The sequence below is a fragment of the Paenibacillus sp. PK3_47 genome, assembly GCF_023520895.1.
Classification (GTDB): Bacteria; Bacillota; Bacilli; order Paenibacillales; family Paenibacillaceae; genus Paenibacillus_AQ.
In genome coordinates this window covers 1,698,470-1,713,359 of sequence record NZ_CP026029.1, presented here as the reverse complement: position 1 = coordinate 1,713,359, position 14,890 = coordinate 1,698,470, and the positions used below count along the sequence as shown (strand labels likewise).

Annotated in this window: 20 protein-coding genes and 1 pseudogene; 16 read left to right on the top strand and 5 right to left on the bottom strand. The window is 41.7% G+C overall.

Going from position 1 to position 14,890, the window contains the following annotated elements; genetic code table 11:
* Positions 1-34 precede the first annotated feature (34 nt).
* The 10 genes from C2I18_RS07680 (at position 35) to C2I18_RS07640 (ending at position 4,932) form a co-directional block, all read left to right on the top strand.
* Positions 35-307, top strand: coding sequence for a hypothetical protein (locus C2I18_RS07680; RefSeq protein ID WP_249900665.1), 273 nt, complete (start codon positions 35-37; stop codon positions 305-307).
* A gap of 402 nt (positions 308-709) precedes the next feature.
* Positions 710-1,432, top strand: coding sequence for a cytochrome c biogenesis CcdA family protein (locus tag C2I18_RS07675; RefSeq protein WP_249900664.1), 723 nt, complete (start codon positions 710-712; stop codon positions 1,430-1,432).
* Complete coding sequence (locus tag C2I18_RS07670) at positions 1,414-2,007, top strand: TlpA family protein disulfide reductase (protein ID WP_249900663.1); 594 nt, start codon at positions 1,414-1,416, stop codon at positions 2,005-2,007. The genes C2I18_RS07675 and C2I18_RS07670 overlap by 19 nt, the downstream gene beginning before the upstream one ends.
* A 17-nt stretch (positions 2,008-2,024) precedes the next feature.
* Positions 2,025-2,348 carry a thioredoxin family protein gene (locus C2I18_RS07665; RefSeq protein WP_249900662.1) on the top strand — a complete coding sequence of 108 codons (324 nt, stop codon included), beginning with the start codon at positions 2,025-2,027 and terminating at the stop codon, positions 2,346-2,348.
* Positions 2,345-2,692 (top strand): GerMN domain-containing protein, encoded by a 348-nt coding sequence (locus tag C2I18_RS07660; RefSeq protein WP_249900661.1) that lies wholly within the window; start codon positions 2,345-2,347, stop codon positions 2,690-2,692. Before C2I18_RS07665 ends, C2I18_RS07660 begins: the two co-directional genes overlap by 4 nt.
* A gap of 29 nt (positions 2,693-2,721) precedes the next feature.
* Positions 2,722-2,898 carry a rhodanese-like domain-containing protein gene (locus tag C2I18_RS07655; protein WP_249900660.1) on the top strand — a complete coding sequence of 59 codons (177 nt, stop codon included), beginning with the start codon at positions 2,722-2,724 and terminating at the stop codon, positions 2,896-2,898.
* 214 nt (positions 2,899-3,112) lie between these two features.
* Complete coding sequence (locus tag C2I18_RS07650; RefSeq protein WP_249900659.1) at positions 3,113-3,478, top strand: YidH family protein; 366 nt, start codon at positions 3,113-3,115, stop codon at positions 3,476-3,478.
* Between the two features lie 92 nt (positions 3,479-3,570).
* On the top strand, positions 3,571-3,912 hold the full coding sequence (locus C2I18_RS07645) for a thioredoxin family protein (protein WP_249900658.1): 342 nt from the start codon (positions 3,571-3,573) through the stop codon (positions 3,910-3,912).
* Positions 3,913-3,969: 57 nt separating this feature from the next.
* Positions 3,970-4,380 carry a rhodanese-like domain-containing protein gene (locus C2I18_RS29805; RefSeq protein WP_481857894.1) on the top strand — a complete coding sequence of 137 codons (411 nt, stop codon included), beginning with the start codon at positions 3,970-3,972 and terminating at the stop codon, positions 4,378-4,380.
* A 102-nt stretch (positions 4,381-4,482) separates the two neighbouring features.
* Entirely contained in the window at positions 4,483-4,932 is a 450-nt protein-coding gene (locus C2I18_RS07640; RefSeq protein WP_249902038.1) for an Lrp/AsnC family transcriptional regulator, read from the top strand.
* A 60-nt stretch (positions 4,933-4,992) separates the two neighbouring features.
* Here the strand turns inward: C2I18_RS07640 and C2I18_RS07635 are convergent, their stop codons facing one another.
* From C2I18_RS07635 to lgt, 5 genes are all read right to left on the bottom strand, one after another.
* Positions 4,993-6,306 (bottom strand): MFS transporter, encoded by a 1,314-nt coding sequence (locus C2I18_RS07635; RefSeq protein ID WP_249900657.1) that lies wholly within the window; start codon positions 6,304-6,306, stop codon positions 4,993-4,995.
* Complete coding sequence (locus C2I18_RS07630; protein ID WP_249900656.1) at positions 6,303-6,998, bottom strand: ArsR/SmtB family transcription factor; 696 nt, start codon at positions 6,996-6,998, stop codon at positions 6,303-6,305. The genes C2I18_RS07635 and C2I18_RS07630 overlap by 4 nt, the downstream gene beginning before the upstream one ends.
* A 204-nt stretch (positions 6,999-7,202) precedes the next feature.
* Positions 7,203-9,704 carry an FAD-dependent oxidoreductase gene (locus C2I18_RS07625; RefSeq protein WP_249900655.1) on the bottom strand — a complete coding sequence of 834 codons (2,502 nt, stop codon included), beginning with the start codon at positions 9,702-9,704 and terminating at the stop codon, positions 7,203-7,205.
* Positions 9,697-10,014, bottom strand: a complete 318-nt coding sequence (locus tag C2I18_RS07620; RefSeq protein WP_249900654.1) for an ArsR/SmtB family transcription factor — start codon at positions 10,012-10,014, stop codon at positions 9,697-9,699. The genes C2I18_RS07625 and C2I18_RS07620 overlap by 8 nt, the downstream gene beginning before the upstream one ends.
* Before the next feature lie 436 nt (positions 10,015-10,450).
* A complete protein-coding gene (gene lgt, locus C2I18_RS07615; protein ID WP_249900653.1) occupies positions 10,451-11,188 on the bottom strand; it encodes a prolipoprotein diacylglyceryl transferase in 738 nt (245 codons plus the stop codon).
* Positions 11,189-11,463: 275 nt separating this feature from the next.
* Here lgt and C2I18_RS07610 point away from each other — a divergent pair, with 275 nt between their 5' ends.
* The 6 genes and pseudogenes from C2I18_RS07610 (at position 11,464) to C2I18_RS07585 (ending at position 14,857) form a co-directional block, all read left to right on the top strand.
* Positions 11,464-11,682: a hypothetical protein gene (locus C2I18_RS07610; RefSeq protein ID WP_249900652.1), complete on the top strand. Its 219-nt coding sequence runs from the start codon at positions 11,464-11,466 to the stop codon at positions 11,680-11,682.
* Positions 11,683-12,289: 607 nt separating this feature from the next.
* A complete protein-coding gene (locus tag C2I18_RS07605; RefSeq protein ID WP_481857893.1) occupies positions 12,290-12,766 on the top strand; it encodes a metallophosphoesterase family protein in 477 nt (158 codons plus the stop codon).
* A 16-nt stretch (positions 12,767-12,782) separates the two neighbouring features.
* Complete coding sequence (locus tag C2I18_RS07600; RefSeq protein ID WP_249900651.1) at positions 12,783-13,151, top strand: GNAT family N-acetyltransferase; 369 nt, start codon at positions 12,783-12,785, stop codon at positions 13,149-13,151.
* A 199-nt stretch (positions 13,152-13,350) separates the two neighbouring features.
* Positions 13,351-13,479, top strand: a pseudogene (locus C2I18_RS29715) (MarR family transcriptional regulator); the annotation flags it as partial.
* Positions 13,480-13,575: 96 nt separating this feature from the next.
* Positions 13,576-14,070, top strand: coding sequence for a hypothetical protein (locus tag C2I18_RS07590; protein WP_249902327.1), 495 nt, complete (start codon positions 13,576-13,578; stop codon positions 14,068-14,070).
* A 106-nt stretch (positions 14,071-14,176) separates the two neighbouring features.
* Positions 14,177-14,857 carry a hypothetical protein gene (locus C2I18_RS07585; protein WP_249900650.1) on the top strand — a complete coding sequence of 227 codons (681 nt, stop codon included), beginning with the start codon at positions 14,177-14,179 and terminating at the stop codon, positions 14,855-14,857.
* Positions 14,858-14,890 lie beyond the last annotated feature (33 nt).

Sequence of the window (14,890 nt, the reverse complement as noted above, 5' to 3'; positions counted from 1 at the left end):
TGCTTTATGCTCATTTGTAGGGGGGAGGGGCTTAGTGCACAATTTTCAAATCGGTTCTTTAGTCTTGAATGGGCAGCTGATATTGTATTTAGGGTTTGGTGTAGCGGGCTGGCTAATGGTGTATTTTCATCATCGAAACAAACCGGCGCAGGAGGAAGTCTTGAGCATTATATCCAATGCATATTGGCTATGGATGTTGGTCTGGAAAGCGAGTTTTCTGCTCTTTCATCCGGGAGAGGTTATTCAACAGCCAATGTCTCTCGTTTATTTTGATGGCGGGGAACGCGGGATAGGGCTGCAAGCTTAGTTTCGGCGTTTTATATTTGGAAAGGGGCCCGAAAAAGGATCCTTTCTTTTACAGCTTGGGCTGATCTTTTGATTGTATATCTATTGGCTGGTTACTTAGCTTCACAAATGCTGCTGTTGATGACCCAAACGGAGACCATCTGGTTTCATGTGGCAAGCTTATTAATATCCATTTTGTTTCTTGTACTCATACTGGTACATTCGAGATCATCCAATATATATTCTGCGAGATTCAATTATGCTTTCTGGTTCTGTATCGGACATATCGTACTTTGGTTTTTCATTCCCGAGCGGCATGCCTGGGTAGTATCCTTTAATAAGCAGCAGGTGTTTTTCGTTTTTGCCGCCGCAGCTTTGGCCGGAACGGGCTGGTTGAGCGATAAACTGCAGAGAGGGGGAACAAATGGATAACCTTAGCCTTTTTTCAGCCTTTGCTGCAGGGGTTCTGTCATTTTTATCCCCGTGTATCTTCCCGCTCCTTCCCGCTTACATTTCTCACTTAACCGGTTCTTCCGTTGAGAATGGCAAGCTGGTTGTACATCGTGGAAAAATGTTTATGCTGTCATTCTTTTTTATTGCAGGTTTTAGCCTTGTCTTTATTGTGATGGGGGCTTCTGCAAGCTTTGTAGGCCATCTTTTTGCTAAGGAGCGCGAGCTGATCCAAAAATTAAGCGGATTGCTTATTATAATTTTTGGTTTACAGATGGCTGGAATTCTCAATTTGCGTTTGTTAATGTCCGAAAAGACATGGGAAATCAAGACGGACAGGGGCCGGGGGGTTATCCGCTCGCTGCTTACCGGTGTGGCTTTTGGTGCAGGATGGAGCCCTTGTGTAGGTTTTGCGTTGTCAGCTATTTTGTTTCTGGCCGGTTCCAGTGAAACGCTATGGAATGGGGTTGGATTACTCTCCATCTATTCGCTCGGAATGGGAGTACCCTTTTTGCTAATTTCATGGTTATTAACATATTCTCTACAGTTATTGAAAAAAATCAATAAATGGGTTCCACTTTTGTCAAAATTGAATGGTTGGCTGCTTATCGGGTTGGGTCTGCTGTTATTTACTGGCCAACTGCAGAGAATCAGTGCATGGCTAGCCCAATTTACCTTTTGGGATATCAATTTTTAACGGTGGTGAGGTATTCGTTGAGAAAAAATATAATTGCAATTTTTGTATTGATAGGACTTATCGTTTATGGCGGATACGAATACTATCAAAAATCCCTTCCAGGAACATCACAAATGGCAAGGTCTAATAGCGGGGAAATAAAGACAGGTATTCAGAAGGGGCAACAGGCACCAGACTTTGCTCTTACAGACTTACAGGGGAATCAGGTTCAGCTGTCTGATTTTGAGGGCAAGAGAGTATTGGTTAACTTTTGGGCTACATGGTGTCCACCATGTAAGGTAGAGATGCCGCATATGCAGAATATTTATAACGATTATCAAACAAAGGATGTTGTAATATTAGGAGTTAACATGACACTTACCGAAGAAAATCCAGATGCTGTTGATGAATTTGTGAATGAGCAGCAACTCACATTTCCCATCGTTATGGACAAGGATGGAGATGTTATGCAGACCTATGAAATTATGGCGTATCCCACAACCTATTTATTGGATGCTAACGGAGTGATCCGGGAAAAATTCCAAGGAGCGATCAGCTATGAAATCATGGAAAAATATTTATCCGAATTGGATTAAAGCAGGGAGTGTTAAACATGCGTCAAACGATAGATAAAATACTCTTATTTACCTTATCTGCTTGTCCGATGGGCCGCTCCATGAAAACAGTCTTAGAAGAATGGCTTGCCTCTGAAAACGAATATGGTATTACTTTTGATGTGATCTATGTAGATGTTGATCCCGAAACAACTAACCGGTACCGAATTAAGGTAAACCCGACCACAATCTTCTTAGATGGCGACAGCATGGAGTTGTATCGGATAGAAGGCTTCAAAGAAATAGAAGATGTACGGCGTTTGACTAATCAGTTAAAAAAGGGGTTGCTGAGTAAAAAATTCCGCAGGAAGCCAACCGGATGAGTACTGAAACTTATACCATCTTTTTATACAGAAATGATATTGCTGTCCCTATAGAAACTAATGTAATAAACAAGACTTCCATTAAGGCACCCAGAATAACTGTGATTCAGCAATTGTTGGCCAGTCGGCCTGAAGGATTTTTCAACCCTTTTCCGGTAGATTGTTCATTTGAACGAGTATCCTTTAATCGCGACGTTTGCTTGGTTACACTTAGTTCGAAGATGGAGACAGAGGCAGAAGAAAGAGAGCGTATGAAATTGCTGCTCGTCTACACAATGAAAGCTTATGGACTTTCAGAAGTCCAAATATATTGGGCAGAGTCTCATAAGAAAAGTGATTCTTAGTATCTATTGAAGGAGCCAAGAATATCCCTTTGTCCGAATTAAGCCGCCGGCTTGGCGAGATCCCAAAGGAGCGGGAACTGCTGCTCTATTGCAAAAGCGGTATGAGGAGCAAGAGTGCCGCAAAAATATTACTGAAGAATGGTTTCTCGGAGATTTCACATCTTAATGGCGGGCTTGGCTCCTGGTCGGGCTCTTTAATAAAGTAATCATGATTATTGAGAACAACTCATTTTAGAGTTGTTTTTTATGGCTTGTTATTTCAGGAATCTTCGTACCGATCGTTGTTGGAATTGGGATTGTCGCGTTTGGATGTATTAAAGAGAAGGAAACCTTGTTATAGAAGCAAGAATATCATCAGATTATTTAGGGTAATCATACACGAAGAGTTAACTGCTAATTTAGAGGGGGATGGTTTGAGGAATGGAGCAAAAACATAACGATTATAAATATGTTCAGCAACATCTCGCTAATGAGCGCACTTTTCTTGCATGGATACGAACGTCAATCACGATTATTGGATTGGGATTTTTAGCAGCGGGAGTCGTTTTTCGCACTGCAACTTTTGAGCACTATGGGCATACGATTGCTGCACTGGTTGGAATTGGAGCAGTAATCATCGGATGCATTATCATTTATATGGCAACTGTGAATTATCGGAAGAAACAGAGAGGAATTAACCAGGAAACATTCCAATCACCTAAAACTATAATTTGGTTTACAGCAGTGGGGATGGCTCTCATATCTTTTTTTCTATTGATTCTGGTTGTTTTATTGTTGCTTTATTAATATCTACATTTGCATATTGTACGTTACGTCCAATTGAATTGGGCCAAAATAAAAAAGAACGAATTTAATACGAAGACTGGAGCTGTCAAGCTATGAAAGAAGTATATGAGCTGACTTCCATTCAGGAAGTCGAGGTTTTTCTTCAACGGCATGAGCTGAGTTTCTTATATATATCCAAGCCAAATTGCAGTATTTGCCATGCTTTACTACCTAAACTCAAAGAGTTTTTGTCTCATTACCCACTTATCTGTTTAGGGCATATCGATGCCAGCACAGTCGAAGAAGTTGCGGGACACTTTATGATCTTAAGTGCTCCAATGATGCTCGTGTTTATCGAACAAAAAGAGTATTTGAGGGAAGATCGGTTTGTCCGGTTTGAGGAATTAAAACGAAAGTTGGATCAGCTTTATGAGGCATACACTCAGGAAGGCTAAACTCCGACTTCATTTGTTTCAAGGTTATGTATTAGAGTCAACAGAAGGAGCTTCCATATGACACTGGTATATAGTTTGACGGCACTCTCTGGTTTGTGGTTGTTAATCCAGTTGTGGCCTCTGCGAGCACTCACTTTTATTAGAAGTGAGGAGTGGGATCTATTTCGTGAACGTTGGGTAAATGTAAAGATACTGGACGTTAGAGATGCAAGTGAATATTCGATTCGGCATATTCCCGGATCGATAAATATATCTACTGGCAGATTACCGTTCCTATGGAGCAAAAGTTTTGCACCAAATGATGAGGTGATTATTTTTGCCCGCAGCTGGTTTCAGAGAAAGAAAGCTGCACGGATTTTGGCACGTCGTGGGTTCCAGAACTTGTATGCCATTAGAAGGTGTTATCTATCTATAAATGTTCGTAACCTCTCGAAAAATAACAATTATAGCTCAGAATACTGTAAATAAAAAGCAAGTTGTAGCTTAGGTTATTATTCGTTTCAAAATAGGCGATAATATATCTATACAGATACATCTGCGTGCACAAATTCAAGAGGAAAGGAATTGAGTATGGAAATTGACGACATTGATATTCTCATCCTTCGGCTGCTAACCGAAAATTCACGTATTCAATGGAAGGAATTAGGGCATCAAATTCATTTGACGGGGCAAGCAGTAGGAAAACGTATAAAAAAACTTGAGGATAACGGTGTAATTAAAGCCTACTCCATTATTATAGATGAGATCAAACTAGGGTTTGCTTATACGGGGTTTCTCACTATCACTATGAATGAAGCTAACCACAATTCATTTTTACGTTTTATTAATGAACGGGACGAAGTGGTGGAAGCTCACCGTATATCGGGGGGAGGATGCTACCATTTAAAAATAAACGTAACTTCCCAGGAAAATTTAAATCTCTTTCTTGAACAAATTCTTTATTACGGAAATTATACCTTGAGCATATCCGTACAAGAGGTTAAACAACGTAACCCGTTAAGTATCAAATTATCAAACTAGAAGCCTCACTTCGCCATTGAAGTGAGGCTTCTAGTTTGATGTGAGTTTAAGTCAACCGAATTATTGGGTAGCCTGATTACGATTGCTTCGGGACCACAAAATAACAGGTATAAGATGCAGGGCAAGAAGAGCCCCCGCATAGGATAGCGTTGCAAAGCTGAAATGATCTACAATCATACCGGACAACACGCCTCCCAAGGCACCAGCCAGAGCAATCAGGACATCTATAGAGCCTTGAATCTTTGCACGGTTGGCAGAATTTGTAGAGTCGACAATGATTGCTGTACCGCTAATCAGGCCAAAATTCCATCCTAAGCCAAGCAGTGCAAGCGCAATAATTAGCATTGTCACAGAATCAGTGGAAGCAACAGCGGAAAGAATACCTGCAGCAAGAAGCGTAGTTCCAGCTGCAACGGCTATTGCAGTTCGCCCAATCTTATCTACTAGAATCCCCGTGATCAAAGAAGGAAGATACATAGCCCCAATATGGAATCCAATTACAAGACCAACCTGGCTTAAACCGTGCCCATGATGTCTCATATGTACAGGCGTCATTGTCATAATAGAAGTCATAACTATTTGTGTTAGAATCATGACAGTTGCTCCGACAATTACCCCACGCTGGTTCTTTGCTAAGTTATCCTGACGGTTATTGGAGAGAGTTGCATCATTACTTTTTTGTGTAGCTGCAATTGCACTAGCAACGAGGAGCGGGTCAGGACGAAGAAAAACTAAAAGCACTAAGCCGGCAAGGATGTAAGCAACCGCTCCAAGAATAAAAGGGCCTGCCAGAGCCGGGACTCCAATTGCCTTGGCAAACTGGCCCATAGGTTCAACGAGATTAGGACCTGCAACAGCACCAAGAGTAGTGGATACCATTGCAATACTAACCGCAGTCGCTCGCTTAGCCGGGCTGGCAAGGTCCGTCCCTGCGTAACGTGCCTGTAAATTTGTTGCAGTACCTGCACCATAGACGAGTAGAGAAAGGAAGAGAAGAACAATATTATTTAGGTCTGCTGCAAGGACTACCCCAACGGCACCAATGCCGCCGCTCAAAAAACCGGTTGCAAGACCCAGGCGCCGACCATGACGCTGAGAAAGCCAACCAACCAATAAAGCTGCACCAGCAGAACCCAATGTGAATAGAGCTGTAGGAACACCGGCATAGCTGTCTGTGCCGAGCATTTCTTGCGCTAGCAGTGCACCGACTGTTACACCGGCCGCAAGTCCTGCCCCGCCGAATATTTGTGAAAGAACAACGGTCAGCAGCGTCCGGCGTTGTAATTGCTTATGTTTTTCTGGTGAATTAATATAGCTGTTTAACCATAATGGTTGTTGATTCTTAGGTGAATTAAAACTGTTTTTGGTTTTCATTGTGTCTCCTGACTATAATTATCTGGGCAGCCGAAACTGCGTCGTTCAGTAAATTGACGCCATTCCAAAACACCTTCATCCAAACGGAAAGCATGTAAGCCTTTTGTTTTTAATATTTCTACGGCTTGAAACGACATGAAGCAATAGGGACCGCGACAATATGCAACTATATCCAAGCTATAGGGCAATTCGGATATTTGACTCTCCAACTCTTCGATAGGAATGGAAATCGCTCCAGGTATATGATCTGCATCGTATTCTTCCCTCGGCCTAACGTCCAGTAATAGGACTTCACCTTTCTCCATACGATCCATCAACACCTCCAAAGAAACAGGCTGCATATCTTCATAATTATTTGTAATCTCTGATCTAATGCTCTGGATTTCTACAAGTTTTTTTTCAGAAAAGCTGTACAATGACAACATAAATTCAGCAACTGCAGGGTCGGCAAGTTGATAAATTACAAATGTGCCCTTTTTCGTAAATCTCACTAATTTCGCTTCATAAAGGGTTTGTAAATGCTGTGAAACATTCGCAACGCTCATACCGGAGCTTTTGGATAAAAGCTCTACTGACTTAGGACCTTGGCTCAATAAATCAAGGATTTCCAATCGTTTTGGGCTGGAAAGACTTTTTCCAACGCGTGCAAATTCTTGATACAGCCGTTCTTTCCAAGCTCGATTCATATTCATTAGTTTTATCACCTCATCCTATATTCAATTTATTAATTGAATAGTGGAATTGTAATATTAGTTATTGTGAATGTCAAACGGGTTTTTATTAAAAATAAAAACTGGGTTAATATACAGAATGATTAAAGTAAAAAGGCCCGTTCCTGACCGGAAGGGACCTTTTTACTGTGAATTATTTGTTCTCCTAGGTTTACGATTGAAATTCTAAACAAATAGGTTATGATTTGCTTCAGCTGCTTGTCCCAGATAATAGCCGACACCGCCAATTTTGACCCCATCCATTAGTTCCTCACGCTGGATACCCATTAAATCCATTGACATCTGACAGGCGACGATTTCTACGCCCTGAGTAATTGCGCTCTGCATGAGTTCTTCCAGAGAAGCCACATTGTTGCTCCCCATAATGCTTCGGATAAGCTTCGGTCCGGCACCTAGCATGTTCATTCTGGATAAGCCCAGCTTGCGGCTGCCGCGTGGCAGCATCATGTCAAACATACGGCCGATCATGGTTTTAGATAGCTTCTGTGGCTGATGCTTGCGGATAACATTCAGACCCCAGAATGTAAAAAACATCGTTACTTTGCGTCCGCTTGCAGCCGCGCCATTTGCAATAATAAAGGATGCGATCGCTTTATCCAGATCACCACTGAAGACGACCATAGTGCTGGCAGGTTCAGGGTTAGAGGTTTCAACTGAAGAGTATGGAGTTGAGCTTGTTTGCTTGGCAATCACCGCCTCGATAATACCGCCTTTGCCTCTTTCCAATTGCAGGAGCGGGGAGCCAGACATGGTTGCCCATGCTTTCACATCTTCATAAAATCCCGGATCTGAAGCTTTTACACGGAGAATCTGCCCCTCGGCAAGCTGATCCATTGTCTGTTTGACTTGTAATAGCGGTCCGGGACAGCTTAAGCCGCATACATTCAATTCGTTTTCGATTTGCAGCGGTTGGTCAGAGAACTGTGCATTCGGCTGTTCAACCGTTCTTTGCAACTCAGGAGTCAGCTCCCTATGGTTTCGATCACCATTGTGGCCATCGTTTCGTTCAGACAATGGAGCGGGCTTGTATTGTGCCTGACGGTAAGTTTTATAGCCTCCGCTGAGATTTTTAACGTTAAAACCATGTTGACGCAAAATTTGTGAAGCCGTATATCCCCGTAAACCAACTTGGCAGTACACCCAAATTTCCTTAGAGGAATCCAATTCATTTAGCCGCTGCCGTAGCTCATCGACCGGAATGGATAGCGAACCAGGAATATGCCCATTAAGGTGCTCCATCTCACTACGTACATCTACTAGCATAGACCGTTGTGGCTCGCGTAAGCTAAGCTGATCATACGTAAAAGATTGTACACGTCCGGCTATAATATTTTCTGCTGCGTAACCGGCCATATTTACCGGATCTTTGGCCGAGGAATAAGGCGGTGCGTAACTCAACTCAAGCTCTGTCAGATCGTTGATATACCCTTCAAAATGAATGGCGGTGGCGATGTCATCAATCCGTTTGTCCACACCATCGTACCCGACTGCTTGGGCGCCTAGGATTTTACCATCTGGAGTAAACAGGAGTTTAAGAGTAATCGCGCTTGCTCCCGGATAATAGGATGCATGACTGCCGGGGTGAACGATAACAGAACGATACTCGGTACCAAGACGTCTTAGTGTTTTCTCATTACTGCCGGTAGAAGCTCCGGTCATGCCAAACACTTTAATGATGGATGTACCTTGAGTTCCCTTATAGGTAGAATTCAGTCCTGCAATCCGGTCTGCAACGATTCGGCCTTGTTTATTTGCAGGGCCTGCAAGCGGAACTGCTGTTTGAGTGCCATGAATGTAATCCTTAACCTCGATAGCATCACCCACAGCATATATGTCTGCGATATTACTTTCCAGTGCTTCATTCACGATGATGTGTCCACGCGCACCGAGGGCAATACCGCTATTATTTAGAAAAGAAGTATCCGGAGTGACCCCGATCGCGAGAATAACCATATTTGCAGCAAGAACATTGCCGCCCGCAAGCTCTACACCAATGCCATGCTCAATGGAACGGAAGCCCTGAACACGCTGTGAAAACAGCAGCTTTACGCCATGCTGTTCCATTTCCTGTGCCAGTGCCGCGGCGATTTCAGCATCAAAAGGAGCTAACAGCTGTTCATTTCCCTCAATCAGTGTGACATCAAGCCCGGCTTCCTTCAGATTCTCTGCCATTTCAACACCGATAAATCCACCACCTATAACAATTGCAGATTGTTTGTTATCTGTGTTTACCTGCTGCTTAATACGGTCAATGTCAGGTATATTCCGGACAGTATAAATATGCGGATGATCTTTCCCGGGGATATCAGGAATAACTGGACGGGCACCTGGAGACAGAATCAGCTTGTCATAGCTTTCTTCATATTGCCCGCGCTCATGGCTTTGTACCAGAACCGTACGCTTATGCGAATCGATGGCAATAACCTCACTCTTCGTACGCACATCGATCCGAAAACGGTCGGCCATGCCTTGAGGTGTTTGAACCAGCAGGCGTTCGCGGTCAGCGATCGAGCCGCCAATATAATAGGGTAAGCCACAGTTGGCAAAAGAAATATAAGGCCCTTTTTCAAATATAATTATTTCTGCATGCTCATCCAGTCGGCGCAGACGTGCTGCTGCTGATGCACCACCAGCTACCCCGCCGACAATCAGTACTTTCTTACTCATGGTTTAAGTCTTCCTCTCCAAATAAAATAGTTATAATTCCTTCAATCCGTTGATCAGCTATTACATAATTAACTTCCAGGCCGTTGCGCTCCGTCGCGACTATCCCAGCACTGCGAAGCTTCTGCAGGTGCTGGGATACCGTAGATTGCGGAAGGTCCAGACATTCTTGCATATAGGAAACGTTACATTTCTTTTTACGCATGAGCCCGCGAACAATGCATAGGCGAATCGGATGAGACAGAGCTTTTAACAAATTAGCATGTTCGTCGAACAGTTTAGAATTAGTACTATTAAAATCAGTATCGTTCATATCATGATCACCTTTCCGATATCGCAATATTAATATATTAGAATAATACGATATAGATAGGTACATGTCAAATTGTATTTTAATAGGCTTAGGACATAATTTACCTATAGGGTATTAGGGGGCTTATAGGATGAAATACGATTTGTACGATTTCTGTAGACAAGCATAATGTGAAGTTATAGCATTTATTTAATAACGGAGAAGAGCATTGCCAATGGCTAGGTTCTAATAGCAGGAGGGACATTCCACTTGTGAAGGCTAAATATTACTCAGTGTAATAATAAACAGCGGCAGTCTGGATTTGTGTTTCTTGTCCAGGACTTACCGCTGTTTATATTATTATGAAATTGAAATATTAAAAGCCGTACAGTTTCTATTTGGACTGCTGTATTAAAAGGTTTTCTAAACTGGAATATTTGAATGTGTCTTAGTGTTATTAACGATTGCTGACTTTCATATCCGAATAATATTGTATTGTAGGTCGTCCATGAATGTGCCGAACGATAATGAAAGCAACTGCAGATAAGATGATATAGATAGCTAAAACCTGGGAAGTTCGGATATTTTCACCGGTCTGCATTGTTCCCCAACCCAGGAACTTAACCGGATTCCATATGGTTCTTAATAAGGAGGCAAGCCACTGCGGTCCAGCAAAGGATAAACTGTCTGTACGCACGCCCTCCACGAAGAAACGTCCTAGTGAATACCATACTAAATAGCTCATGAAGAGCTCACCTGATTTTAAGAAAGTTCTTCGCCGAAGGAAGAATAACAGGAAAAGCCCGAGTAGACTCCAGACTGACTCATACAAATATGTTGGATGATAATACTGACCATCTATGTACATCTGATTAACTATAAATTTAGGAAGATGCAAGCTACTGCTCAGAAAATTCTCAGAGACAGGACCACCATGAGCTTCTTGATTTACAAAGTTACCCCAGCGTCCAATCATTTGTCCCGTAATTAATCCTGGTGCACAAATGTCGGCAATCCTCCAAAAACTATATCCTTTCCGTCGTGTATAGATTACTGCTGCAATTATTGCACCAATTAAAAATCGCTTTCCTTCTCGAATGGCGAGCATTAAGCCCAAAAGGGCACCTATTCCAATAATGATGCCGTACCAATGTACCTTAACCGGTCCAAGTGAAAAAGCAATCGGGTTCAACATACTCTCTATCACATCCTTTTATTTATTAACTGAGTATAAGTATACCAGATAATATTTATTATCAAGGTTCGGGTCACTGAGCACAGACCGCTTTACACTTTATGTAGAGTTTCGCACATAAGTACAACCAATGTTTCCAAAGGAGTTCAGAAAAAATTACTCGAGCTGTCTGTTGCCTACGGAAGAAGCCAACTGAAGGTTTTTTGTTAATTATTGCATAGCATAAAGTGACACCATATGACACAATAGAGAAAATGCGAAAGGAGCTGTTTGCTATGGAGCAATCAAACCATATACTAGTCCTCGATCTTTGGGACGTTCATAACATTCTAGTAAATGTCGAAGATAACAGTATGTCATATGCTGAAGCTGTAGAGAAACAAGCGCGTGCGCAAGGAGTTTTAGTTTCTGATACTAAGGATGTTGTTTTACCTGTAAATCATTTGTACCTTAAGGAGAACATTCTAGAAGCAATTACCAAACTCAAACCGTGATAGTCGCTCAATGGAGTGGCTTTTTTTATGCACAAAATTCATAATAAGTATACTGCCCATTGGCTCAGCTGGTGGGCTTCTGTTTTAAAAATGTATTCGGAACCATGTGATGGGCAGTACCGTCTGAGCCGATGCCAACATACCTGTAAACAGAAGAAGGATTCGAGACACTGCCAGTTATGCAGGCCAGCTCTTACCGTAGTGCATATACCAACGTCGCAATATTATTTATCGTCGCCGCTTATTTATTTGAGTTCACTTCTGGGGATTCATCGTTCCCGCACAGGAGCTCGACTTACCTATGGCCTCGCTTCCGGACGTCGTTGAACTTTTTCATACAGCGGAATAACAATTACTAAAATTAATAACATGTGTGAAGCAAAGCACATTCGATTCATTAAGACTGGCGTATTCAAATTCGGGATTATATGTGTAAGGAGTTAAACAATATGCAAAAATGCGATAAATCATTGGTAATGAAGACGGCTATCCTATCTGATATTCATGGAAATGTAGATGCATTGCAAGCGGTACTATTGGTAATGGCGATAGAATTTTATTAGAGATCAATACCGATAATCCAACAATAAAATATTGCCAAGATTTATTGGATGATGAGCAGAAGAATTGGATTTCTGCTATACCATTTTCTTTGCAAACTGAAGATTTTTATTTTTGTCATGGTACCCCCACTAGTGACGAAAGTCATTTATTAGAGGAAATGAGTCCAAATGGCTCTAGTTTTAAGAAGACAGAAGATATATTAGGGTTGATTAAAGGAATTACGCAAAACGTTGTTTTTTGTGCGCATTCTCATATCCCAAGAGTTGTATATTTGCCGAATAATAAAATTGTTATTAATCCGGGCAGCGTTGGACTACCTGCTTATGCGGATGAATTGCCAATATATCATAAAATGGAGTCTGGATCGCATCATGCAAAGTATACAATTGTAACAAAAATAGAAGACGACTGGATGATAGAACAAATATCTATACCTTATAATCGAGATGCGGCTATCCTGCAAAGTGAAAAAAATGGAAGAACAGATTGGGCTGTAGCACTTCAAACAGGAAGAATTTAAGGGGAAATACGAGGAAATGACTGGTGAAACAGGGGAAACTTCCTTTAACTTAGATGATATGAGCAACCCGCGTTCTATATTTGCGATTTGCCGTTACCAAGGGCAGCCATTAGGTTGTGGTGCATTATGTCCATTAAACGAAACCACCGCTGAAATTAAAAGAATGTACTCCAGAAAAAGTAGAATGGGCGTAGGTTCGTCAATTTTGAATTATTTAGAAAAAGAAGCCATTAACTTAAATTACTCTATTATTAGGCTAGAAACCCGAAAGATTAACAAGAAAGCTATTCAATTTTATGGAAGTAAAGGATATTACTGTATCCCTAACTATGGAAGATATATTGGCCGGACTGAGGCTATTTGTTTTGAAAAAAATTTATTGTAGCATAAGATAGCCCGCCAGGCAGGAACCTGATGGGCATTTTGCTATATAATGCACATTCATTCCATGCTATTTTAATTGACTAAGTCAAATATATTATTTATTATGCCTGGAAGTCCCTTATGGAGTTGGACACATCTTTAGTGCCGGTTATTCGGAAATTCAATCGGTTATACACAAAAGTTCTAGGTTTGATAAACATTTGCTCGACAGCAATTTTTCACTATCGGAAGCGCGGGTTCTATATGAGATCGGAAATACGAAGCATTGCACAGCCAAAATGCTCATCGAACATCTTAGTATTGATGCAGGTTATTTAAGCCGGATTCTTAAACGTTTCGATAAACTGGGTTTAACTTACCGGGTTCAATCCGAGAAGGATGGGAGATCGTCGTTATTGTTTTTATCTAGTCTCGGAGAAGAGGCCTTGTCCAAAATGGACACCTTGTCTGAAGAACAAATACGCAATTTGATCCTTGGATTGCCATACGTAAGCCAAATGAGCATTGCCAGAAGCATGACCACTATTGAGAGGGAGCTATCGGACAAGCCTACAAAACGCAGTATAAGTATCCGAAATGAGTTGAGACCGGGAGATGTAGGGATGCTCATTCATATGCACGGATGGATTTATGCAGAGGAGTGCGGATATAATCATCATTTTGAAGGATATGTCTGTAAGACGTTTTACGAATTTCTTCAAAATTACAGCCCGGACAAGGATCGCTTTTACAAGAGGCGATCCTTTATTGCAAAGATAGAGGCTTTAAGTTTATTTTTTTGGACACGACCGGAGATCAGAATACGGCTATTGGCATGTATGAAAAAGCAGGTTTTAAAAAGAAATCTGAACATGAAGTTGAATCCTGGGGGAAGCGTCTCATTGAACAGACTTATGAGCTTAGGTTCCATTAACCATTAAGCCAACTGAAAATACAATCAGATCAATCAACCAATGACGGACGTACAGGAATGAATTATATTAGGAATAAGAATGTCGGAGTTCCACAAAGGCGGGGGAATCGATCATGAGTGAAAAGGTTGTTACAGCCGTATTCAATAATATAGCTTGGTGCGGAATAGTATGCGAGACGCACGGTGTTACTGCAACTTCAAGTAAACATATTTGGAGGACAACATCGAAAGCGCCGACGTTTTACCCGGACATAATTACAGCAAATAGGTGTGTAACTATGAATGAGGTAATGGACATCATTGGTAATAAAGATATATCCTCCATCAAAGATAGTTTTGCTAATCTCGAGTTGTCACCTTTTGATTTTAAAAGGTTATTTACAGCCGAATGGATCTATCATGCGCCGGCAGCTAACTTGGAGCCCGTTCAAGCGGGATGGTGCCATGTCACAGCGGAAAAAGATCTAGCAGATTGGACATCCGTCCATGGATCCGAAAATGTGATTAGACCCGAACTTTTAGAGCGCCCTGATGTGAAAATTTATTTAAATAAGAAGAAGGGTGAAATGGCCGGATTTATAGCCAGCTTAGGTGCAGATGCTGTGGGAATATCCAACGTATTTTCAAGTGTTAACAGCGATAATGTGTGGTCTGACATTGATAAAATAGTGTCATTTGATTTCCCGGGGTTACCCATGGTGGGATACGAACGAGGTGATGGTCTTACAGCAGCACTTCAATCGGGATGGACAACTGTAGGTTCGCTTAATGTATGGGTGAGATCGAGTGATTGATTGCGCTAACGGAAAAGTTAGTCCAACAAAGAG

Coding starts and splice junctions, on each gene's coding strand:
- C2I18_RS07675 (WP_249900664.1), top strand. CDS start 710: ATGGATAACCTTAGCCTTTTTTCAGCCTTTGCTGCAGGGGTTCTGTCA.
- C2I18_RS07665 (WP_249900662.1), top strand. CDS start 2,025: ATGCGTCAAACGATAGATAAAATACTCTTATTTACCTTATCTGCTTGT.
- C2I18_RS07660 (WP_249900661.1), top strand. CDS start 2,345: ATGAGTACTGAAACTTATACCATCTTTTTATACAGAAATGATATTGCT.
- C2I18_RS07650 (WP_249900659.1), top strand. CDS start 3,113: ATGGAGCAAAAACATAACGATTATAAATATGTTCAGCAACATCTCGCT.
- C2I18_RS07645 (WP_249900658.1), top strand. CDS start 3,571: ATGAAAGAAGTATATGAGCTGACTTCCATTCAGGAAGTCGAGGTTTTT.
- C2I18_RS29805 (WP_481857894.1), top strand. CDS start 3,970: ATGACACTGGTATATAGTTTGACGGCACTCTCTGGTTTGTGGTTGTTA.
- C2I18_RS07640 (WP_249902038.1), top strand. CDS start 4,483: ATGGAAATTGACGACATTGATATTCTCATCCTTCGGCTGCTAACCGAA.
- C2I18_RS07635 (WP_249900657.1), bottom strand. CDS start 6,306: ATGAAAACCAAAAACAGTTTTAATTCACCTAAGAATCAACAACCATTA.
- C2I18_RS07630 (WP_249900656.1), bottom strand. CDS start 6,998: ATGAATATGAATCGAGCTTGGAAAGAACGGCTGTATCAAGAATTTGCA.
- C2I18_RS07625 (WP_249900655.1), bottom strand. CDS start 9,704: ATGAGTAAGAAAGTACTGATTGTCGGCGGGGTAGCTGGTGGTGCATCA.
- C2I18_RS07620 (WP_249900654.1), bottom strand. CDS start 10,014: ATGAACGATACTGATTTTAATAGTACTAATTCTAAACTGTTCGACGAA.
- lgt (WP_249900653.1), bottom strand. CDS start 11,188: ATGTTGAACCCGATTGCTTTTTCACTTGGACCGGTTAAGGTACATTGG.
- C2I18_RS07610 (WP_249900652.1), top strand. CDS start 11,464: ATGGAGCAATCAAACCATATACTAGTCCTCGATCTTTGGGACGTTCAT.
- C2I18_RS07600 (WP_249900651.1), top strand. CDS start 12,783: ATGACTGGTGAAACAGGGGAAACTTCCTTTAACTTAGATGATATGAGC.
- C2I18_RS07585 (WP_249900650.1), top strand. CDS start 14,177: ATGAGTGAAAAGGTTGTTACAGCCGTATTCAATAATATAGCTTGGTGC.